Origin of the sequence: Actinokineospora sp. HUAS TT18 (assembly GCF_051364635.1) — a bacterium.
Taxonomy (GTDB): domain Bacteria; phylum Actinomycetota; class Actinomycetes; order Mycobacteriales; family Pseudonocardiaceae; genus Actinokineospora.
Genome location: NZ_CP195645.1, coordinates 706,389 through 728,513 on the forward strand (window position 1 = coordinate 706,389; position 22,125 = coordinate 728,513).

The window sequence follows — 22,125 nt, forward strand, 5'->3', positions numbered from 1 at the left end:
CGGAAAGCGACCCCGTCCTGCTCGCGGTGTGACAGTTTTTCGGTCTGTCCTTTGCGGTGGCGGCGAAGAATTTTTGCGCCTATCGACAGTTCGGATAGGGCGCCGTTAACGTCCCCGATATGTCCACTCCCCGGCGGTTGTTCTCCCTTTCGGCGGTCGCCGTGGCTCCCGCGGCCGTGCTAGTGGGCCGCGCGTGCTGACCAGGGTCCACGCCACCATCGCGCTGATCGCGTTCCTCGCGGCGGCCGACAACACGGTGGTGGCCGCCGCCGCGCCTTCGGTGGCCGCCGAGTGGGGGCTGGGGGTGACCGCGACGCAGGGGGTCACGGTCGCCTACCTGCTCCCGTTCGCCGGTCTGCTGCTCGCCGCCGGTCCGCTCGTGGACCGCTTCGGTGAGCGGGCTGCGCTGCGGTCCGGGCTGGTCGTGTTCGCGGTGGGGACCGCGGTCGCGGCGAGCGCGGGGGGATATGGGCTGCTGGTGGCGGGGCGGGTCGTGCAGGGCGCGGCGGCGGCGCTGCTGGTGCCCGCGACGCTGAGCCTGGTGCGGACCCGGCTCGCCGTCGCGGACCGGGCGCGCGCGGCGGCGGTGTGGACCATCGCGCTGGCCTTGGCGCTCGCGGCGGGTCCCGCGATCGGCGGCCTTGTCGCCGAGCATCTCCATTGGTCTTGGGTGTTCTGGGGGACCCTCCCGGTGCTGGGCCTCGCTTTGTTGGTCCTGCCCGAAGCCGGGCCGTCGACCGCTCGCGAGACGGACGTGGTCGGGCTGGGCCTCGCGGCGCTGGTGATGCTGCTGGCGACCGGCTCGCTGCTGGTACTCGCTGAGGGCGGTGTGCTCGCGGCGCCGCTGGGGGCCTGCGGGGTGCTGGCCGCGTTGTGGTTCGTGGCCAGGGAACGGCAGTCGCGGGCGCCCGTGGTGCCGGTGGAGCTGGCGCGGGACCGCGTGTTCCGGTCGGTGCTCGTGGTGCAGGCACTGTGGGGGTTGGGGGTCACCGGGGTCTGCGTGGTGACGCCGCTGGTGCATCAGCGCTGGCTCGGGCTCGGCCCGGCCGACGCGGCGTTGCCGCTGGTCGCGGTGGCGGCGTCACTGATCTTGACCGCGCCCTGGGTGTCCGCAGTGGTCTCGGCTGTGGGGGAGGCACGGGCCGTCGCGGGTGGGCTGGTGGTCGTGGCGGTCGGGCTGGTCGGGGTGGCGGCGGTCAACGAGATCACCGCGCTGTGGCCGCGGCTGCCCGGGTTGGTCCTGGTCGGCGTCGGCTCGGCGTTCACTGTGCCGCTGACGACCTTGGCGCTGAACGCGGCGGGTGATCGGCTGGCGGGGGCGGCGTCCGGCCTGCTCAGCGCGGTGCGGGAGTTCGCGGGGGCGTTGGGGGTGGCCGCGGTCGCGGTGCTGGCCGGTGCGACCGCGGGCGAACTCGCCGGCGGCTACACCGTCGCGCTCGTCGCCGCGGCCGCTCTGCAAGTCGGTGCCGCGCTGATCGCGGCGAAGGTCGGGGAGACGGCTCGAGTAAGGACGGTCAGATGAGTTCCACACTCTCCGATGCGCTCGCGGCGTGGGCGCACACCAGCCCCGACGAGGTGGCCGTGAGCCACCTGGACTTCACCACGGCGGTGCGCGGCGCGCGTACCGACCTGACGTGGGGGCAGCTCAACGCGCGGGTCGACGCGGTGGCGTGCTGGCTGCAGCACCGCATCCGGCAGGGCGAGCCGGTGGCCGTCCTCATCGGACAGACGGCCGACTACATCGTGGCGTTCCTCGGCGCGTTGCGCGCGGGCGGTGTCGCGGTGCCGCTGTTCACCCCGGACCTGCCCGGCCACGGCGACCGGCTCGCCTCGGTGCTGCGTGACTGCACCGCCCGCCTCGTGCTGACGACGTCGGACTCGGCAGCCCGGGTCAGGGGGTTCGCCGACGACAACGGCCTGCCGATCCGCGAGATCGTCAGCGTCGACACCCTGCCGACGGCCATCGGCGTCGACTTCGAGCCCCTCGCCGCCGACCCGGACGCCTTGGCCTACCTGCAGTACACGTCCGGCTCGACCGGCGACCCGCGCGGGGTGATGATCACCCACCGCAACATCATGGCCAACGCGCGGCAGGCGGTCGTCGGCTACGACGTGCGCAGGCGGTCGGTGACGGTGAGCTGGCTGCCGCTGTTCCACGACATGGGCCTGATCCTGTCGATCGGCGCGCCGCTGGAGGCCGGGATGCGGACCGTGCTGATGGACCCGCTGGCGTTCATCGAGCGGCCGGAGCGCTGGCTGCACGCGCTGTCGGCGAACCCCGGCGCGATCACCGCCGCGCCGAGCTTCGCCTACGCCTACTGCGCCGCGCGGGTCGCCGACGCGGAGAAGGCGCGGCTGCGGCTCGACACGGTCGACGTGCTGATCGACGGCAGCGAGCCGGTGTCGCCCACCGCGATCGCGCGGTTCCAGGCGGCCTTCGCCCAGTGCGGGCTGCGGCCGTGGACTCACCGGCCGTCCTATGGGCTGGCGGAGGCGACGGTGTTCGTGGCCACCGCGCGGCGTCCGCTGACCAAGCGGTTCGACCGGTCGGCGCTGGCCGCGGGTCGGCTGGTCGAGGTCGCCGAGGAGCACACCGACCAGGTCCGGCTTGTCTCCTGTGGACAGCCGATCGACCAGGAGGTCGCGGTGGTCGACCCGGTGACGGGGGCGCGGCGGCCAGGCGGGGAGGTGGGGGAGGTGTGGGTCGCGGGCGACAACGTGAGCCGCGGCTATTGGAACCGGCCGGACGAGACGGCGAAGGCTTTCGGCAACGCCATGCCTGGATCGGCGGCGAAGTGGCTGGCCACGGGCGACCTCGGCGTGTGGTTCGAGGGGGAGCTGTTCATCACCGGCCGCATCAAGGACCTGATCGTGGTCGACGGCCGCAACCACTACCCGCACGACGTCGAGCGCACCGCCGAGGCCGCCCACGACGCCATCCGGCCGCGCAACACGGTGGCGTTCTCCATCGACGGCTCGGACGGTGAGTCGGCGGTCGTGCTGGCCGAGCGGGCGAAGACGGTGGCGGTGGACGACGTGGACGAGTCGGCGGTCGCCGCGGCCGTGCGGGCCGCCGTCGCGATGCGGCACGGGCTGACGCTGCGGGAGGTGCTGCTCGTCGAGCCGGACGCGCTGCCCCGCACCACCAGCGGCAAGATCTCGCGCACGGCGTGCCGTGAGCGCTACCTGACCGGGCGCGCGTGAACGCGGCGGAGGTGGCGGCCTGGCTGGTCGACCGGGTCGCGTCGATCACCGGCATCGCGTCGATCGACCCGGCGCGGCCGCTGCAGGAGTACGGGCTTTCGTCCCGCGACACCGTGCGGTTGGTGGCTGAGCTGGGTGACCACGTCGGCCGGGTCCTCCCGACGACGTTCGGCTACCAGCACCCGTCCATCGCCGCCCTCGCCGCCGCGTCGCTGAACAATGTTGAACAATCCCACAAGGGGATTGCCGGATTGCTGAACAACGGGACGATCGCGCCGGGCGAGCCGGTCGCGGTGGTCGGCGTCGGGTGCAGGCTGCCGGGTGGGATCGAGTCGCCGATCGCGTTCTGGGACCTGCTTGACCAGGGCGCGGACGTGATCGGCACCCGGGAGAGCACCCCGGGCGGCTACCTCGACGACGTCGCGGGCTTCGACGCCGCCTTCTTCGGGATCACCCCGCGCGAAGCCGCCGTGATGGATCCGCAGCAGCGCATCGTCCTCGAAGTCGCCTGGGCCGCGCTCGAACACGCGGGTATCGCGCCCAGTTCACTGCACGGCAGCCGCACGGGTGTCTACATGGGAGTGTCGGCCACCGAGTACGGGTCGCTCACCATGGCCGACCCCGACGCTGTCGACGCCTGGTCGGCCACCGGCGCCGCCGCGTCGATCGTCGCCAACCGCCTCTCCTACCTGCTCGACCTGCGCGGCCCCAGCGTCGTCGTCGACACCGCGTGCTCGTCGTCCCTCGTCGCGGTCCACCAGGCCGTGCAGGGCCTGCGCCACGGCGACGCCGACCTCGCCGTCGTCGGTGGTGTCAACCTCCTGCTCACCCCCGGCGTCACCGCGACATTCCAGCGCGCGGGCGTCCTCGCCGCCGACGGCCGCTGCAAGGCGTTCGACGCCGCCGCCGACGGCATCGTGCGCGGCGAGGGCTGCGGGGTGGTCGTGCTGCGCAGGCTCACCGACGCCCGCCGGGCCGGGGACCGCGTGCTCGCGGTCATCCGCGGCAGCGCCGTCAACTCCGACGGCCGCTCCAACGGCCTCATGGCCCCCAGTCCCGACGCGCAGGCCGCGCTCCTGGCCGCCGCGTACCCGGCCGCCGACACCGATCCCTCCACAGTGGACTACGTCGAGGCGCACGGCACCGGCACCTTGCTGGGCGACCCGATCGAGGCCACCGCCTTGGGCGCCGTGCTCGGCGCGGGCCGCGCGGGTGACCGGCCGCTGCTGGTCGGTTCGGTGAAGACCAACCTCGGCCATCTGGAGGGCGCCGCCGGGATCGTCGGCCTGATCAAGGTCGTGCTCGCCATGGCCAACGACCGCATCCCGGCCAGCCTGCACTACCGCGAAGCCAACCCCCACATCGACTTCCCGGGCCTGGGTCTGAGAGTTGTATCCGAACCGACCACCTGGCCCCGCTACAGCGGCCTGGCCAGCGCGGGCGTGTCCGCGTTCGGCTTCGGCGGGAGCAACGCGCACGTCGTCGTCGAGGAGTGGCCGAGCGCGGCGGCCGTGGTCGAGCCCGACACCGACCAGCCGGAGGCGTTCGTCCTGTCCGCCGCCACCGCCGAGGCCGTCCGGAGCCGCGCGGCGGACCTGGCCGACTGGCTCGACACCGACCGGTCGACCGCCCTCGCCGACGTCGCGGGCGCGTTGGCGACCCGCCGCGACCACCTGCCCGCGCGCGCCGCCGTGGTCGCCACCGGTCGATCGGCGCTGGTCGCGGGCCTGCGCGCGTTCGCGACCGGCGCCGCCACGCCTGCCACTGTGGTGAGTGCGACGGCGACGGGTGCGGACCCTGTGTTCGTCTTCTCCGGCTACGGCTCGTCCTGGCCCGGCATGGGCAAGGGGCTGCTGATGGAACCCGCGTTCGCCGCGGCCGTCGACGCGCTCGAACCGCTGTTCGCCGCCGAGGCGGGCTTCTCCCTGCGGGAGGCGATCAGCGACGGCGAGCCCGCCGACCTGACCGTCGCCGGTCCGACGCTGTTCGGCACGCAGGTCGCGCTCGCCGAGCTGTGGCGGGCGCACGGCGTGACGCCCGCCGCCGTCGTGGGCCACTCGGTCGGCGAGGTCGCCGCCGCGGTCGTCGCAGGCGCGCTCGACGTGGAGCAGGGCTTGCGGGTGGTCGTCGCCCGGTCGGCGCTGTTGGCCGAGGTCGACGCGTCCGGGACCGGCGCCATGGCCGTCGTCGAACTGTCCGACGCCGAGTTCATCTCCGTGGCCGACCAGTTCCCCGGCGTCGGGGTCGCGGTGCACGCTTCGCCGTCTCAGCTGACCGTGGCCGGGCCGCCGGACCAGGTCGCCGCTCTGGTGTCCTATGTGGATGGCATGGGCAGGCTGGCCAGAACGCTGGACGTCGGCGGCGCCGGACACTCGGCCGCCGTCGACCCGTACCTTGACGGCTTCCGGGCCGCGCTCGACGGGCTGACGCCGACCGCCGCCACCGTGCCGGTGTTCTCCAGCGTCGGCGACGGCCCGTTCGACGTCGACTACTGGGTGGCGAACCTGCGTCAGCCGGTCCGCTTCGCCCAAGCCGTCACCGCGGCCATTGGCGCGGGACACCGCTGCTTCCTGGAGATCTCGCCGCACCCCATCGCGATCGCCGCGATCGAGCGGACAGCTGACGTTCCCGTGATCGCTCTGCCGACGCTGCGGCGCGGTTCGGGGGTCGAGGCGTGGCTGTCGGCCGCGGCGACCCTCTACGCGCACGGCAACGCCGCCGCCATCGTCGCCCGCCACCCGGCGGCGCCGGTCGTGGATCTGCCCGGGCCGGTGTGGCGGCACGAGCGGCACTGGGTGGCCGCGCCCGCGCCCACCGACCGGCACCCGCTGCTCGGCGACCACGTGGAGCTGCCGGAGGACGGCAGGCACGTGTGGCAGGCCGACCTCGGCGCGCACCCGCTGCCGTGGCTCGCCGACCACCGCGCGTACGGCGTGGTCGTGCTGCCGGGCACCGCGTATCTGGAGCTGGCGCTGGCGGCGGCCCGCGTGGCACTCGGCACGAGCCGGGTGACGATCACCGGCCTCACCTTCGCCGAGTTCCTCGCCCCCGGCCCGGACACGACACTGACCACAATGGTCGACCGCGACGGGCGCGTCACCATCTCCTCCCGCGGCGCCGACGGCGGCTGGATCACCCACGCCACGGCGACGGTGCTGCCCGACGACAACGCGCCGATCGTTCCGTGTTCGGAGCCGGAGAACGGCACCCGGATCGACCTCTACGGCGCGCTCGCCGCCGCGGGCCAGGAGTACGGCCCCGCGTTCCGCGGCCTGTCGGGCGTCGTCGCCACGCCCGGTCGCGCTTGCGCGTCGGTGCGGCTGCCCGCCGAGGCCGGGGGACACCGCAGGTTCGCCGTGCACCCCGCGCTGAGCGACGCCTGTTTGCAGACACTCGTCGGCGCCGCGCTCGGCCTGCCCGGCGTGCACGGCCGCTACGTGCCGACCTCGATCGGCCGCGCCCGCGTCTTCGGCGACCCGTCGACCGGCGTCCGCTGCGTGGCGACGCTGCGCCCCGACGGCGCGAGCCTGCTTGGCGCCGTGCACTTGCTTGACCTGGACGGCGCGGTGCTGGTGGAGCTGTCCGACGTGCGGGCGTCCGCGCTGGGCCAGGCGCCGGGCGGGTGGACGGAGCTGGCGGTCGAGCGGCGCTGGGACCTCGCGCCGCTGCCCGCCCCGCGTCCGGGCCGCCGGTCGTGGACGGTCGTCGGCTCGTACCCGGGGCTGGTCGAGGCGTTGGAAGGTGACGAGCTTCGGGACGAGGGTGCGGACGGCGTGGTGGTGATCGCCGACCCGACCGACCCGGAGGCGCTGCTGCTGTCGGTGGCGCGGATCGCGGCCTCGTTGGCTGACTCGCGGCTGTGGGTGGTGACCGATGGTTCGGCGTCGTGGCTGCGTGGGCTGATCCGTGTGTTGGCGTTCGAGCACCCGTCGCTGCGCGCGACGCTGCTGGAGGTCGACGCCGCGTCCGGCGCCCGCGCGATCGCCGCCGAACTCCGCGCCGACCGCCCCGACGACGAAGTGCGGTGGCGCGACGGCCGACGCCTGCGCGCGCGGCTGGCCCGTGCCCACGTCTCACCCGCCGTGTCTCTTCCGATCCGCGACGGCGCGTACTTGATCACGGGCGGGCTGGGTGAGCTTGGTGCGCGGGTCGCCGGGTGGCTCGCCGAGAGTGGGGCCACCCGGATCGTCCTGACCGGCCGCACCGCACGTCCGGCCCCCGCCGGTGTCGAGGTGATCCTCGGCGACATCGCCGACCCCGGCTTCGCCGAACGCGCCGTCGCTTTCGCCAGCCGCGACGGCATTCCACTGCGCGGCGTCGTGCACGCGGCGGGCGTCCTCGACGACCACACGGTGGCGACCCTCACCGCCGAGGACATCGCCCGGGTGTGGCGGCCCAAGGTGCTAGGCGGGCAGCGGTTGCACGAGGCGACGGCGGCGGTCGAGTTGGACTGGTGGGTGGTTTTCTCGTCGATCGCCGCCCTGGTCGGCTCGCCCGGTCAGGCCGCTTACGCCACGGCCAACGCGTGGCTGGATGGTTTGGTCGACTCGCGCCGGGCCGCGGGCTTGCCCGGCGTGACGATCAACTGGGGTGCGTGGCAGTCGCAGGCTGTCCGGGCGAACGCCGCCTTGGCGGAACTCAGCCCTTCCGAAGGTCTGGACGCGTTGGCCGGGCTGCTGGCCGGGAACCGCACGGGAATCGGCGTGGCGCACTTGGATGCCGCGCGCACCCTGGCCTTGTTCCCCGAATTGGCGCAGCGCCCGTTCTTGGCGGGCTTCACCGGCAAACCCGACCCAGTCGCCGCGACTGTCCCCCTCGCCTCCCGCGACGCCCTCCTGAACCACCTGGCGACGGTCGTGGAGAACCTGATCGGCGTCGTCGACCGAACCGCGCCGCTCACCTCGCTGGGCTTGGACTCGCTGATGGCCGTCCGCCTCCGCACCGCAATCGAACGCGACCTGGGCACCACCCCACCGGTTCCTCTGCTGCTCCGCAGCGCCAGCGTGAGCGAGATCGCCGAGCATCTGGCAAACGAACTCGACTTGCCTGCTGTCAGTTCCAGTGTGGTGTCCGTGGGGCCGCGCGATGCTGCTGAGCGGTGGGTCGCGTTCGTGTGGGGGGAGGTGCTGGGGAGTGCGCCGGAAGGGGTGCATCTCGACTTCCCCGGTGACCTAGCCGAAGCCCAACGCGTCTACGAAGCCATGGGTGACCGGCTGCCCGACCTTCCATCAGCCGAAACCCTCTTCGCCACCCCCACCGTCGCCGCGATGGCCGACCTCGTCCGGGATCTCCTCGACGGCCAGCCCAACGAGATCGTCAAAGTCCTCCGGTCCGACGGCGACGGCGTCCCCCTCATGCTCTTCCACCCGGCAGGCGGCCCCACCAGCGTCTACCACCCCCTCGTCGCAGAACTCCCCGACGGCTACCCCGTCTACGGCTTCGAACGCCTCGACGAAGAGTCCACTGTGGAAGGCAAAGCCCGCCGCTACGTCGAGCTCATCCGGGAGATCCAGCCCCACGGCCCCTACTGGCTCGGCGGCTGGTCCTTCGGTGGCTGCCTCGCCTACGAAGTCGCGCACACGCTCACCGAACAAGGGGAGACCGTCGCCCAAGTCGTCATGATCGACACGATTCTGCCGCGCCCATCTGAAGCCGAGCCCGAGCAAGTCCTCCTAGACCGGTTCGCCCGGTTCGCCGCCTACATCGAGGAGACCTACGACGTCTCCCTCGGGCTCTCCATCGACGAGCTGGCGACCCTCGAGGAAGGCGAGCAGATCACCTTCGTCATGTCGCGGCTGGCCACGATCCCGGCCATCGGCGACGCCGTGCTCAAACACCAATACGCGTCCTATGTGGACGCACGGGTCGCCGAGCGCTACCGGCCGCGACCCTACGCTGGGCCGGTCCTGCTGGCCCGGGCCACGGAACCGCCGCCGCTGACCAGTTCGCTCGACCCGCGCTACCTGCGGGCCGACGACGCCCTCGGGTGGGACGGGCTGTGCGCGGACCTGCGGATCGCCAAGGTGCCGGGGAACCACCTGACGATCATCGACCCGCCCGCGGTGGCCACGCTGGCCGAAGCGGTGGCGGCCACGGAGGTGCGCCATGGCTGACCCGCGCGACCTGGTGGACGACCTGTTCCTGCGCCGCGACGAAGCGATCCGGCTGGGGGAGAAGCGGGCAAAGGAACGCCAGCAGCCCAAAGGCAAGCTCACCGCCCGGGAGCGGATCGCGCTGCTGGCCGACCCCGGCTCGTTCCTCGAACTCGACGAGTTCGCCCGGCACGACGGCGGGCCCTACGGCGACGGCCTGGTCACCGGGCACATCCAGGTCGACGGCCGTCCGGTGTGCGTGTTCGCCCAGGACTTCAGTGTGTTCGGCGGGAGCCTCGGCGAGGCGTCGGGGGCCAAGATCCTCAAAGTGATGGACCTGGCCATCCGCACGGGGGTCCCGATCGTCGGGATCAACGACGGCGGCGGCGCCCGCATCCAGGAGGGGGTGACCTCACTCGCCCGGTACGCCGAGCTGGCCGTCAGGCACACCGCCGCCTCCGGGGTCATCCCGCAGATCTCGATGATCCTCGGCCCCTGCGCGGGCGGCGCGGTTTACGCCCCCGCCCTGACCGACTTCACCGTCATGGTCGACCAGCTCTCCCACATGGTCGTCACCGGCCCCGACGTGCTGCGCGCCGCCACCGGTGAGGAGTCCACTCTGGACGAACTCGGCGGCGGCCGCACGCACGCCACCGTCTCCGGCGCCGCCCACTACCTCGGCGCCGACGAACCGGACGCGGTCGACTGGGTCAAGACCCTGCTGGGCTTCCTGCCCTCCAACAACCGCGCCGCCGCCCCGGAGTACGCCGACGACACCGCCGCCGAGGTCACCGCCGCCGACCGCGAACTCAACCGGGTCATCCCCGACGGCACCAACCAGACCTACGACATGACCGGGATCATCACGCGCGTGGTCGACGACGGCGACCTCCTGGAGGTGCACGCCGGGTTCGCGCCCAACATGATCTGCGCGTTCGCCAGGGTCGCGGGCCGGACGGTCGGCGTCGTGGCCAACCAGCCGCTGGTGGCGGCGGGCGCGATCGACATCGACGCCTCCGAGAAGGCCGCCCGGTTCGTCCGGTTCTGCGACGCCTTCGAGATCCCCCTGCTGACCTTCGCCGACGTCCCCGGCTACCTGCCCGGCCGTGACCAGGAGCGCGGCGGCATCATCCGCCGCGGCGCCAAGCTCATCTACGCCTACGCCGAGGCCACCGTCCCCAAGGTGACCGTCGTGGTCCGCAAGGCGTATGGCGGCGGCTACGCGGTCATGGGCTCCAAACACCTCGGCGCCGACGTGAATCTGGCCTGGCCGACCGCCCGCATCGCCGTCGTCGGCCCGGAAGGCGCGGTCCAAGTGCTGTACCGCCGCGAACTCGCCGCGCTCAGCGGCGCCGAACGCGACGCCCGCACCGAAGAGCTGATCGCCCGACACCAGGACTCGCCGTACCCCGCGGCCGAACGCGGCTACATCGACGGCGTCATCGAACCGGCACGGACCCGCGTCGAGGTCGCCGCGGCCCTGCGGGCGCTGCGGGGCAAGCGCGCCGCGGTGCCCGACCGCAAACACGGGAACATCCCGCTCTAAGTGGAGGTAGGCATGACCCGCACACGGATCGTCCGCTGGCTCGCGGCGATCACCGTCCTGGCCTCGGTGGTGGTCCCGCTGACCGCGGCCGAGGCCGCGCCCGCGCCGGTGACGGCCGACGACGGCGCCCGCGTCGCCGAGGAAGTCCGGGTGGACGCCAGAACCGTCGACCTGCGCATCGAGTCGCCCGCGCTGGGCACCTCGGCGTGGGTGCGGCTGCTGGTGCCGCGCGGGTGGGACGCCGACCGCACCAGGGCGTGGCCGACGCTGTGGCTGCTGCACGGCTGCTGCGCCGACGTCGACTACAAGTCGTGGACCGAGTACACCGACGTCGCCGCCCTCACCGCGGACAAGGACGTGCTCGTCGTCATGCCGAGTGACGGCCGCGCGGGCATGTACTCGGCGTGGTGGAACTTCGGTATGTCGAACAAGCCCGACTGGGAGTCGTTCCACATCAACGAAGTCCGCCAGATCGTCGAACGCGGCTACGGCGCGGGCCCCAAGCGCTCGGTCGCCGGCCTGTCCATCGGCGGCTACGGCGCCCTGGCCTACAGCTTCCGCCACCCTGGCATGTTCGCCGCCGCGGCCAGTTACAGCGGCGTGCCCAACACGATGCTCTACGGCATCCCCAACTTCATCCAGACCATCCTCATGCGCGAGGGCCTGCCCATGTACAACCTGTGGGGCAACGAGTTCCTCCAGCGTGCGATGTGGACCGCCCGCAACCCGTACGACAACGTCGAAGCGCTGCGCGGGGTCAAGCTCTACGTCTCGTCGGGCAACGGCAGCACCGGGCCGCTGGACAAGCCGGGCGCCTTCGACATGATCGAGCCGCTGTCGTACATCTCCTCGCGCAGCTTCACCGACCGGCTCAAGCAGCGCGGCATCGCGGTCACGACCAACTACTACGGCAACGGCACCCACACCTGGCCGTACTGGGAGCGCGAACTCCACGCGTCGTGGCCGATCCTGGCCGCCGGGATGGGGCTGCCCGCATAGACTCGTCGGAGTGCGCACACTCGCTCAGACATACCGGCGGTTCAGCGAGGCCGAGAAGTCACCGCTCTACGGGCGCGTAGCCCTCGCCGTGAGCGAGTCCGACGAGGCGCTGCGCGCCATCGAGACGGTCCCCGCGCGCAAGCGGCACCCGACGGTCGTCCTCGCCGCGCTGCACGACCTCGCCCTCGCCGGACGCGCGCCCGCGCTGGCGGCGGCCTATGCCGCCGCGGACAGCGAAGCCGCCGGGGGCGCGGCGATCGACACACTGCTGCGGATGACCGACTCCGTCGCGTCGATCGCCGCGCGCAGGCGGACGCGGATCGACGAGACCGGACGCGGCGGCGTGCTCTACCCGGCCATCGCCGAAGCGGCGCGCAGGGCAGGAGCAGCCGCGGTCGGCCTGATCGACGTGGGCGCAACCGGGCTCAACCTCAACGTCGACCGCGTCCGCGTCGACTACAGCGACGGCCAATCGCTGGGCGACCCGTCGTCTCCCGTTCGGCTGTCATGTTCGATCGTGGGCGACCGGCCAGTCCCGACAAACGCGATCCCCGAGGTCGTAGCCCGTGTCGCCGTCGACCCCGACCCGGTCGATGTCACCGACGCGGACGAAGCCCGCTGGCTGCGTGCCTGCCTGTGGCCGGACCAGCCGGATACGGCCGCCCTGCTCGAAGCGGAGCTGGCGCTGGCCGCGTCAGCCCCTCCGCTGCTGCTGTGCGGCGACCCCGCCGAGGCGCTGCCCGACGCCTTCGCCCGGGTCCCCGCGGGCGCCCTGGCCGTGGTCACGACGACGTGGGCGCTGTCGCGGTTCCCGGTCGAGACCCGTCAGCGCTTCCTGCGCGGCCTGGAAGAAGCGGGCCGGGCAGTGGCGTGGGTGTCGGTGGAAGGTGTCGGAGTCGGGCCGTCGATCCCGACACTGGGCGATCGCCCCGCCTCCGGCCACAGCATCATCGGCGTCGCGGTGTTCGACGGCTCGGCGCCGCGGGCTGTCGGCCGCTGCTGGTCGCGGGGCCGAATGCTGTCCTGGCTGGTCTAGGTCCGGTCCTGTTCGGGGATCTCGGGCTCGTCCGGCTCTTCGTCCACGGATCGGTTCTCGGTCAGAACGTCAGTGAGTGGGTCCATCCACACCACGGGATGCCTCGCTGTTCTTCGGTCCGCCGCCCTTCACCTCCTAGATCACCCGCGCCCGCGAAAGGTTGCCTCAGCACGAAAACAAGGCAGGCCGCCCCCCGAAGGGGACGGCCTGCCTCACCGAGTTGCCCGCCCCGGGCCCTTGCCGCCCGGGGATGACGCCCGATCACACCTTCCGGGTCAGAAGGTGAGCTTGAAGTTGTCGATGTAGCCGGTGTCGTAGCGGGCGATGTCCTGGACCTTCAGCTTCCAGGTGCCGTTCGCGACCTCGGTGGAGGCGTTGACGGTGTAGGTGGCGACCACGTTGTCCGCGGAGTCGTTGGACGACGAGTTCTTCACCCGGTACGCCGAGCCGTCGGGCGCGATCAGGTCGATGACGAGGTCACCGCGCCAGGTGTGCTTGATGTTCACGTCGACCTTCAGCGTCGACGGGGCGTTGCCCGAGATGCCCGAGACGGCGATGTCGCTGGTGACCGCGGCGCCGGGGGAGTCCGGGATGTTGATGTTGTTGGTGTTCTCGAAGACCCGGCCGCTCGGCGGCGTCGTGGTCGGCGGGGTGGTGGTGGTCGGCGGGGTCGTGGTGCCGCCGCCCAGTTCGGTCGCCTTGGCGCGGATGGCCGCGGACAGGGCGCTCACCTGGGAGTACACGCCGTACTTGTTCGGGCGGGCACAGCCCTCGCCCCAGGAGACGATGCCGACCTGGATCCAGTTGTTGTTGGCGTCGCGACGGACCATGGGGCCACCGGAGTCACCCTGGCAGGTGTCGATGCCGCCCTCGGGCAGACCGGCGCAGATCTCGACGGCGTCGATCAGGTCGGAGTAGCTGCCGCCGGACGCCTTGCAGGTGGCGTCGCTGACGAACGGGACCTGGGCCTTGAGCAGGTAGCGCTGCTGCGCGCCGCCCTCGGACGCCGCGCCCCAGCCCATGATGTCGAACGTGCCGTTGTCGTAGGCGTTGCTGGTGGCGATGGGCAGGGTGGCCGCGCCGGTGATCGGGCTGGACAGCTTGATCAGCGCCCAGTCACCGCCCTCCGAGGTGGAGTAGCCCGGGTTCTTGTAGACGTAGGACGAGGTGCGCTTGACGGCGCTGCTGCTCTGCAGGTCGATCACGCCGTAGGTCGCGGTGATCGAGGTGTTGTTGCCGGTGCCGCTGACACAGTGCGCGGCGGTCAGCACGAGCTGCTCGGAGTACATGGCGCCGCCACAGCCCATCGACAGGCGGACCATCCAGGGGAACTCACCCTGCGCGGCGGGGGTGCCGCCGACGACCTGCGGGGTGATGTCGCCCGGCTGCGAGGGCGGGGGAGCGGCCAGTGCGGTCCCGGCCACGGCCGCCGCGGCGGCGACCGTGGTCGCGGCCAGCATCATGGCCTTCTGGAGCTTGCTGAGTTTGATCAACGAACTTTCCTTTCCACCGTACTGATTGCAGGGGCGTGGATCAGGGGAAGGTGAGCTTGAAGCTGTCGATGTAGCCGGTGTCGTAGCGGGCGATGTCCTGGACCTTGAGCTTCCAGGTGCCGTTCGCGACCTCGGTGGAGGCGTTGACGGTGTAGGCGGTGATGACGTTGTCCGCGGAGTCGTTGGACGACGAGTTCTTCAGCCGGTACGCCGAGCCGTCGGGCGCGATCAGGTCGATGACGAGGTCACCGCGCCAGGTGTGCTTGATGTCGACATCGACCTTCAGCGTCGACGGGGCGTTGCCCGAGATCCCGGAGACCACGACGTCGCTGGTGATCGCGGCGCCCGCGTCGGGGATGTTGACGTTGTTGGCGTTCTCGAAGACCTTGCCGGTGGGCGGCGGCGGGGTGCCGTCGCAGGTGCCGCCGATGGCGCGCTTCGGGCAGTCCGAGTACTCCAGCAGGTAGAGCACGGCCGCCTTGTTGCGCGAGGTCTCGCGGGCGAGGATCTCGTCACCGGGGTAGAAGCCGCCGTTGCCGCTCGCCGGGAACATCTCGAAGGTGTAGGCCCAGATCTTGTGCGCGCCCCACAGGTAGTCGTCGATCGCGCCGTCGGTGATGTAGAGCTCCGAGGACTGCTCCGGGGTGTAGCCGTTGGTCTGCGCCATGGCGCGGCCCATGGTGGAGAAGACGTTCAGCTCCTCGGCGTCGAGACCGGGGGCGGTGTCGTCGAAGGTCCAGCCGAACGGCCACAGGACCAGCTCGCTGTAGGAGTGGAAGTCGATCGCGGTGCTGAGCTGCTGCTTGCCGCCGATGTTGCGGCTGCTGACCCAGTTCTGCACGGCCTTGACCTCGGGCGCCGATCCGGCCGACGGGCCGCGGTAGGTGTCGGAGCTGGGGCTGGTCGAGGAGCCGTTGCAGCAGCCCCACTTGTAGTCCCAGTTGCGGTTGAGGTCGGTGCCCACGTACGACGAGCCCGCGTTCGGCTGGCGGTTCTTGCGCCAGCTCTTGTACGAGCCGGTCGAGATGTCGAACTCGCCGCCGTCGGGGTTGACGTCGGGCATGATCCAGATCTCGCGGGTGTCCACGAGGCCCTTGATCCGGCTGTCGGTGCCGTAGCCGTCGGTCAGCATGTTCACCAGGTACAGCGCCATCTCCACGGTGATGTGCTCACGCGCGTGCTGGTGGTGGGTGAACAGGACCTCGGGTTCGTTCTCGTCGGTCGCGGCGTTGTCCGAGATCTTGATCAGGTACAGGTCGCGGTTCTCGTAGGACTTGCCGTACACCTGCTTGGTGATGATCCCCGGGTGGTCGGCGACCGCCTTGTTCAGCTCGGCGACCATCTCCGAGTAGTTGTGGTAGCCGGAGTCGGCGCTGGGGAAGTCATTGATCCCGTTCGCCTCCAGGGTGCCCTGGATGGACGGGGCGGCGTCGGCGACGACCTCGTAGCCCATCGCCTTGATCTTGGCGACCTCGCCGGGGGTCGCGGTGATCAGCGTGCGGCTGTCCTCGGTGCCGTTGACCGCGGCACCGGTCGCGGCGATGTCGCTGCGCTGCTGGGCGGTCTTGACTCCGACAACGCTGTATTCGGCGGCCGCGCGCTGCTCGGCGCCCGGCCGGTTGGCCTGGTCGCCGGACGCGGGGCCATTCATCGTCAGCACGACGGCGGCCGCCGTCAGGGCGCCGACGACCAGGGATATGCGTTTGTGTTTCACTCGTACCTCCTGCAGGGGAGCGCCGTGTTCGACGCCGGAGGAATATCGCCGCCAATTGCGGACATGCCCTCACATGCCCCCGAACGGCGGATATCCTGCATAGTGTCGTGCTCGGCGTGGCCCCCACAACCCCACGGTCGAACCGTCCAGTTCCCGGTTTTTTCCCAGTCTGGCCCAAGGAAGTCGACAAAACGGGCGCTCTGGCCGCAATTCTTCCTGGTAACTGTGAGGACTTCCCTCAAGGATTGCCGCCCCCGCAGAATTAGGTCGCGGATTCGGTAAGGGGTTGTGGCAATAAACCGGGAACGGCGGCAACAAGCCGTTAACACCCGAATTCGCGACGGACCGAAATGGCGGGCATGGAGCCGCCGGGGGAGGCGCACCCTGCATGCGCCTCCCCCGGTCGGCGGGCGAGTCGGGCTTCGCCAACCCGGGCCGATCGGGTTACCTTCCGCTGGTGACGGACGTGCCCTCCGCCGATCCCGCCGCCGCCGAGCCGTTCGCCGAGACGCTGCGGGCGGCCATCCACGCGAGCGGGATCACCCTCGACCGGGTGGCCGAGCGGCTGCGCGAGCGCGGCACCCCGGTCAGCCTCGCCACCCTCAGCTACTGGCAATCGGGCCGCAGCCAGCCCGAGCGCGCCAAGTCGCTGGCCGCGGTGGCCAACCTCGAAGCGCTGTTCGGCCTGCCCGCGGGCCACCTCGTCCGGCTGCTCGACGAGCCAAAGCCGCGCGGCCGCAACGTCCACCGCCCGCTGGAACCCATCGACAGCGTCGCGCCGTGGGCCGACGACGAGGCATACGACCGGGTCGTCGGCGGCTTCGACCTCAGCGGCGACAGCCACCTGAGCAGGCTCCTCGTCCACGACGTGGTGGTGATCGGCGCCGACCGCACCAAGATCCTCCAGCGCACCCGCCACGTGCTGCGCGCGGAGAAGGACGGCGTCGACCGCTGGATCGCGGTCGGCTGGAACGAGGGCAAAGATGAGCCGAGCCCCGACATCGTGCCGCTCCGCAACTGCAGGCTCGGCCGCGTCAACCGCGACGAGCGCACCGGCCAGGTCGCCACCGAGCTGCTCTTCGACCACCCGCTCGCCAAGCGCGAGACCATCGTGATCGAGCACGACATGACCTGCCCGTCGCCGCGGCCGCTCGCGGTCGACCACGAGCGGGTCGGCCGGTTCCCGGTCCGCGACCTGCTGATGGAGGTCCGGTTCGACCCGGCGGCGCTGCCCGTCCGGATCGCCCGGTGCTACGAGATCGACGGCAAGGAACGGGTCAAGGCGCTGACCCTGGACTCGACCCACACCGCGCACGTGCTGGGCATGGACCTCGCGCCGGGCCGCTACGGCATCCGGTGGTCGTGGGGACCTTCGGCCGAACGGGTATAGATCCGTCCGGCCGCCGACGCCTTCGACGCGGACTCGGCCGCTTGGTCCAGTGGCCTCGATCGGGCGCCGACCAGCCCACGAGCGCTCGCCGGCACGCTGAACGCGAACACCGTGCGTAGTCGAATCCGGGTCCGCGCAGGTCGCCAGGGCTGTCCGCTCAGCGAACGGCCGACGACGATCGGTCGATCCCGATTCCGGCCGGCCACGCCATGTCCTACTGTGTATACGTTCTGTTGCGTAAGACACACTCGGGGAGCCCAGCAGATGCCCTCAGCCGACCGGTCGTCGTGGGACACCGTGCCCCGGCTGACGCCGCTCGACTTCGACAAGCCCAACCTGGCCCGGCTCACCGACGCCCTGCTGGGCGGCCGCGATCACTACGCGTCAGACCGCAAGGTCATGGACCAGGTACTCGACCTGGCCCCCGGTGCCAAGCAGATGGCCCGCGACCACCGCGACTGGATCATCCGCGTTCTGCGCCTGCTGGTCGGCGAACGCCGCGTCGACCAGTTCGTCGACCTCGGCTCCGGCCTGCCGACCGTCGACAACACCCACCAGGTCGTCCAGCGCTACAACCCCGAGGCCAGGGTCATCTACGTCGACAACGACCCGGTCGTCCAGGCCCACGGCCGCGCGCTGCTGGAGGAGAACGACCGGACCCACGTGGCCGGCTGCGACTTCAGCCAGCCCGCGAAGGCGTTAGGCGACCCGGACCTGGCCCCGCACCTGGACCTGACCAGGCCGGTGGCCCTGATGATGAACTCAGTGATCCACCACATCCCCGACGACACCCACGCCGCATCGGTCGTACGCGACTGGCTCGCCGCGGTCCCGTCCGGCTCGTACCTGATGCTGACCCACCACTACGACCCGGCCGACGGCTCAGAGGCAAGCTCCCTGATCCGCGAGCTGGAGAAGATGTTCCGCGACACCGAGATCGCCACCGCTCCCCGCTCGCGTGAGCAGATCGCGTCGTACTTCGACGGGTTGGAACTCGTGCCGCCGGGGCTGACGTACCCGCACGACTGGTGGCCGTCGGGCCCGCGGATGCTCCCACTGTCGGCCCTGAACTTCACCATGCTGGGTGCCGTCGCCCGCAAGCCCTAGCGGATCAGGCCCGCGATCAGCGCGTCGAAGTCGGGGAACTCGGCCTTCGCCTCCGTCAGGATCTGGCTGGCCGACTGCCTGCTGCCCGCCGCGTACTTCTCCGCGATGGCCACCAACTCGGGCCGAGGGTTCGACGTCAAGTCGCCGTAGGCCACCGCCTCCATAGGTCCTTGGCCGTCGGCGAGCAGCCAGAGGTACGCGGCGAGGTTCCGCGCCACGACACCGTGTTCGCCTTCGGAGCCGAGAAAGACCACAGGCTGCCCTTCGACCGGCGCATCGGGCCTGACCAGCCAGAACGCCGCGTAGCCGCCGGTACCGTCCTGGCCGAAGACCCGGAAATCGGTGTCGGCGTCCGGGTTTCCGGTCCACGCCCGCAGCCAGTCCGTTGTTTCGTCCGCGGCCATGAAGCTGTCGTGCGGCTCGTAGTCGATGTCTTCATCGCGGTCGTAGGGGAACTCGACCCGTGCGACCGCCGCGAGCGCGGGCGGAAAGTCGGCGGCGCTGGTCATGGCCGACCCAGGAGACGGTGGGCCAGGATCGTCCCCGCCGCCATCGCCGCTGGGAAGATGACTACCGCTGCCAGCGGGATCAGGCACACCAGGTACACCGGCACCGCGAACCCCAGCGTCATCGCCCGGCTCTTCCGCAGAGTCGACCGGCGTGTCCGCAGGTCATGGCCCCGCCGGACGAACGGGATGGCCGTCAGTTCCACCGCCAGCAGCCAGGCCCCGATCGCGACCGCCAGCACCGGCACCACCGTCTGCCCCAGCACCGGGATGAACCCCAACACGAGCAGCGCGATCGCCCACACCAGCGCCCGCAGCACCAGCAGCACCGTGTCCCGCAGCCCGATCCACGCCGCCCTGCTCCAGCCGATGCGCTCGGCCGACGGGACGCCGCCGAGGACCTTGTCCTCGACGTCCTCGGCGATGCTCTCGTAGAACGGGCCGCCGACCGCCAGGGTCAGGCCGGAGAACACCAGCAGCGACACCGCGACCGCCGCCACCGCGGTGACCAGGCCCGCCGCGATGCGCACGCCCCGCCGCCACACCGTGGCCCAGTCGTCGGCGAAGGGGGTCGCCCAGGTGACGATGGCGTCGAGGTTGGTGGCGAGCATGGCCAGGCCGCCGAACAGGATGACGCTGGCCAGCAGGACCGGGATTGCGCCCCGTTTGAGCATGGACCGGTCGGTGGTCACGATGCGCAAACCCTGGCCGAGCAGGCCGACACCGGCGGCGAAGTCTTTGATCACGGCGCGCAGTGTATTGACTTGGACAAAGGTCGAGGTTCTACGGTCGTCGATGTGGACATGCAGATGACGGCGTTCAGCTCCCTCTACAAGACGATGCACGCGTCGGAGACCTCCGGTGGCGGCATCTCGATGCGCACGGTTCGGCGGATCTTCGGCTTCGCCCGGCCGCACAAAGTCCGGTTGCTCTGGTTCTTAGTAGTCAGCGTCGTGCTCTCCGCGACCGCGGTGGTGACGCCGGTGCTCGCGGGGCGGGTGGTCGACGCGATCGTCGGTGGTGACAACAGCGGGGTCATCGTCACGCTCGCGATCGTCATCGCCGGGGTGGCGGTGGCGGAGGCCGCGCTCGGGCTCGTCTCGAGGTGGCTGTCGGCGACCGTCGGCGAGGGGCTGATCCTCGACCTGCGCACCCAGGTGTTCGACCACGTCCAGCGCCAGCCGATCGCCTTCTTCACCCGCACCAGGACCGGCGCCCTGGTCAGCAGGCTCAACAACGACGTCATCGGCGCCCAGCGCGCCTTCAGCGACACGCTGTCCGGGGTCGTCGGCAACCTGGTCACGCTGGTGCTGACCCTCGTGGTGATGCTCGGCATCTCCTGGCAGATCACTCTGCTCGCACTGCTCCTGCTGCCCGTCTTCGTCCTGCCCGCCCGCCGTATGGGCTCGCGCCTTGCCTCGATGCAGCGCGCCGCGGCCGAGCACAACGCGGCGATGAGCACGCAGATGACCGAGCGGTTCTCCGCGCCGGGCGCCACCCTGGTCAAGCTGTTCGGCAGGCCCGCCGACGAGTCGCGCGAGTTCGCCGTCCGCGCGAGCCGGGTCCGCGACATCGGGGTGCGCACCGCGATGCTGCAGTGGGTCTTCCTCACCGCGCTCACCCTGGTCTCCGCCCTCGCGCTGGCCCTGGTCTACGGGCTCGGCGGTGTCCTCGCGCTCAGCGGCACGCTCGACCCCGGCTCCGTCGTCGCGCTCGCCCTCCTGCTCGCCCGCCTCTACGCCCCGCTCACCGCCCTCGCGGGCGCGCGCGTGGAGGTGATGAGCGCGCTGGTCAGCTTCGAGCGCGTCTTCGAGATCCTCGACCTCCCGCCGCTCATCGCCGACAAGCCCGGCGCGCGTGAGGTCCCCGCCGGTCCGGTGTCGGTCGAGTTCGACAAGGTCCGCTTCGCCTACCCGTCGGCGGACAAGGTCTCCCTCGCCTCGCTGGAGGACGTCGCCCGGCTCGACACCCGTGGCGGGGTCGAGGTGCTGCACGAGGTGTCCTTCCGCGCCGAACCCGGGCAGCTCGTCGCGCTCGTCGGTTCGTCAGGAGCGGGCAAGTCGACCATCGCCCAACTCGCGCCCCGGCTCTACGACGTGGACTCCGGCGCGGTCCGGCTGTCCGGCGTCGACGTGCGCGAGCTGACCGCGGACTCGATCCGCGCGACCCTCGGCATGGTCACCCAGGACGGCCACCTGTTCCACGAGTCGATCCGCTCGAACCTGCTGCTGGCCCGGCCGGACGCGACCGAGGACGAACTGTGGGACGCGCTGCTGCGCGCCCGGCTCGACAAGCTGGTCCGCTCGCTGCCCGACGGTCTGGAGACAGTGGTGGGGGAGCGCGGCTACCGGCTCTCCGGCGGCGAACGCCAGCGGCTCACCATCGCCCGGCTGCTGCTGGCCCGCCCCCGGGTGGTCCTGCTGGACGAGGCCACCGCGCACCTCGACTCGACGTCGGAGGCCGAGGTCCAGGCCGCGCTGGGCGAGGCCCTCGCCGGGCGGACCGCCGTGGTGATCGCCCACCGGCTGTCGACCGTCCGCGCCGCCGACCTGATCCTGGTCGTCGAGGACGGCCAAATCGTCGAACGCGGCACGCACGACGACCTGCTCGCCGCCGAGGGCCGCTACGCCGAGCTGTACCGCACCCAGTTCGACCAACCCGCGGTGACCGCTGCCTAGTGTCCCGAGTCGAGTGAAGTTCTTGTTTCGGGGGAGTCCTTTAGGGACAGTCGCGGGTATCGTGTACTGATGGCGAACCCGCTCGATCCCGTGCTGCCCGAGATGGTGGCCGTCACCGTCCGCGAACTCGCGGCGCACCACGCCGACGTCCCGGTCTCGGTGATCGACTCGGTGGTGCGGCAGGCGGCGTGGGAACTGGCCGGGACCCCGCGTCCGGTCGCGGAGTTCGCCCGCCTGCTCGACCGCAGGGCCAACGCCCGCCTACTCGCCATGAACGGCACCTTCACCCCCGTGCGCGGCAGGCCAGTGCCGAGCGAAGGGGCCGCGACCGGTTCGGCCGCGGCCCCTCACCTGGGCTGA

General features: G+C 71.5%; 14 protein-coding genes and 1 pseudogene. 10 read left to right on the top strand and 5 right to left on the bottom strand.

Annotation, left to right across the window (positions count from 1 at the left end; all coding sequences use genetic code 11):
• Positions 1 to 193: 193 nt before the first annotated feature.
• Genes ACSHT8_RS03160 through ACSHT8_RS03185 form a run of 6 tightly spaced genes read left to right on the top strand, consistent with a single transcriptional unit; the run spans position 194 to position 12,877 of the window.
• Positions 194 to 1,522, top strand: coding sequence for an MFS transporter (locus ACSHT8_RS03160; protein WP_436497485.1), 1,329 nt, complete (start codon positions 194 to 196; stop codon positions 1,520 to 1,522).
• Positions 1,519 to 3,204 (top strand): fatty acyl-AMP ligase, encoded by a 1,686-nt coding sequence (locus ACSHT8_RS03165; protein WP_436497487.1) that lies wholly within the window; start codon positions 1,519 to 1,521, stop codon positions 3,202 to 3,204. Before ACSHT8_RS03160 ends, ACSHT8_RS03165 begins: the two co-directional genes overlap by 4 nt.
• Positions 3,201 to 9,317, top strand: a complete 6,117-nt coding sequence (locus tag ACSHT8_RS03170; RefSeq protein WP_436497489.1) for a beta-ketoacyl synthase N-terminal-like domain-containing protein — start codon at positions 3,201 to 3,203, stop codon at positions 9,315 to 9,317. The genes ACSHT8_RS03165 and ACSHT8_RS03170 overlap by 4 nt, the downstream gene beginning before the upstream one ends.
• Positions 9,310 to 10,842: an acyl-CoA carboxylase subunit beta gene (locus ACSHT8_RS03175; RefSeq protein ID WP_436497491.1), complete on the top strand. Its 1,533-nt coding sequence runs from the start codon at positions 9,310 to 9,312 to the stop codon at positions 10,840 to 10,842. Before ACSHT8_RS03170 ends, ACSHT8_RS03175 begins: the two co-directional genes overlap by 8 nt.
• A 12-nt stretch (positions 10,843 to 10,854) precedes the next feature.
• Positions 10,855 to 11,841 (top strand): alpha/beta hydrolase, encoded by a 987-nt coding sequence (locus ACSHT8_RS03180; protein WP_436497493.1) that lies wholly within the window; start codon positions 10,855 to 10,857, stop codon positions 11,839 to 11,841.
• 10 nt (positions 11,842 to 11,851) lie between these two features.
• Positions 11,852 to 12,877: a DUF2332 domain-containing protein gene (locus ACSHT8_RS03185; protein ID WP_436497495.1), complete on the top strand. Its 1,026-nt coding sequence runs from the start codon at positions 11,852 to 11,854 to the stop codon at positions 12,875 to 12,877.
• 275 nt (positions 12,878 to 13,152) lie between these two features.
• Here the strand turns inward: ACSHT8_RS03185 and ACSHT8_RS03190 are convergent, their stop codons facing one another.
• From ACSHT8_RS03190 to ACSHT8_RS03200, 3 genes and pseudogenes are all read right to left on the bottom strand, one after another.
• Positions 13,153 to 13,587 carry a proprotein convertase P-domain-containing protein gene (locus ACSHT8_RS03190; RefSeq protein WP_436501977.1) on the bottom strand — a complete coding sequence of 145 codons (435 nt, stop codon included), beginning with the start codon at positions 13,585 to 13,587 and terminating at the stop codon, positions 13,153 to 13,155.
• Positions 13,564 to 14,340: pseudogene (locus ACSHT8_RS03195) on the bottom strand (S1 family peptidase); the annotation flags it as partial. The gene ACSHT8_RS03190 and the pseudogene ACSHT8_RS03195, both read right to left, overlap by 24 nt.
• Positions 14,341 to 14,410: 70 nt before the next feature.
• The gene (locus tag ACSHT8_RS03200) at positions 14,411 to 16,084 is read right to left on the bottom strand and encodes a M14 family metallopeptidase (protein WP_436497497.1); all 1,674 of its coding nucleotides are present in this window, start codon (positions 16,082 to 16,084) and stop codon (positions 14,411 to 14,413) included.
• 457 nt (positions 16,085 to 16,541) lie between these two features.
• Here ACSHT8_RS03200 and ACSHT8_RS03205 point away from each other — a divergent pair, with 457 nt between their 5' ends.
• Positions 16,542 to 17,474, top strand: coding sequence for a helix-turn-helix domain-containing protein (locus ACSHT8_RS03205; RefSeq protein WP_436497499.1), 933 nt, complete (start codon positions 16,542 to 16,544; stop codon positions 17,472 to 17,474).
• 264 nt (positions 17,475 to 17,738) lie between these two features.
• Positions 17,739 to 18,581 (top strand): SAM-dependent methyltransferase, encoded by an 843-nt coding sequence (locus tag ACSHT8_RS03210; RefSeq protein WP_436497501.1) that lies wholly within the window; start codon positions 17,739 to 17,741, stop codon positions 18,579 to 18,581.
• On the opposite strand, the gene ACSHT8_RS03215 is transcribed toward ACSHT8_RS03210, so the two are convergent.
• Together ACSHT8_RS03215 and ACSHT8_RS03220 are read right to left on the bottom strand one after the other, a co-directional pair.
• Complete coding sequence (locus ACSHT8_RS03215) at positions 18,578 to 19,090, bottom strand: SMI1/KNR4 family protein (RefSeq protein WP_436497503.1); 513 nt, start codon at positions 19,088 to 19,090, stop codon at positions 18,578 to 18,580. The genes ACSHT8_RS03210 and ACSHT8_RS03215 overlap by 4 nt on opposite strands.
• Positions 19,087 to 19,833 (bottom strand): EI24 domain-containing protein, encoded by a 747-nt coding sequence (locus ACSHT8_RS03220; protein ID WP_436497505.1) that lies wholly within the window; start codon positions 19,831 to 19,833, stop codon positions 19,087 to 19,089. Before ACSHT8_RS03220 ends, ACSHT8_RS03215 begins: the two co-directional genes overlap by 4 nt.
• Positions 19,834 to 19,926: 93 nt before the next feature.
• Between ACSHT8_RS03220 and ACSHT8_RS03225 the strand changes: the two genes are divergently transcribed.
• Complete coding sequence (locus ACSHT8_RS03225) at positions 19,927 to 21,765, top strand: ABC transporter ATP-binding protein (protein WP_436501978.1); 1,839 nt, start codon at positions 19,927 to 19,929, stop codon at positions 21,763 to 21,765.
• 69 nt (positions 21,766 to 21,834) lie between these two features.
• Positions 21,835 to 22,125, top strand: coding sequence for a hypothetical protein (locus ACSHT8_RS03230; RefSeq protein WP_436497507.1), 291 nt, complete (start codon positions 21,835 to 21,837; stop codon positions 22,123 to 22,125).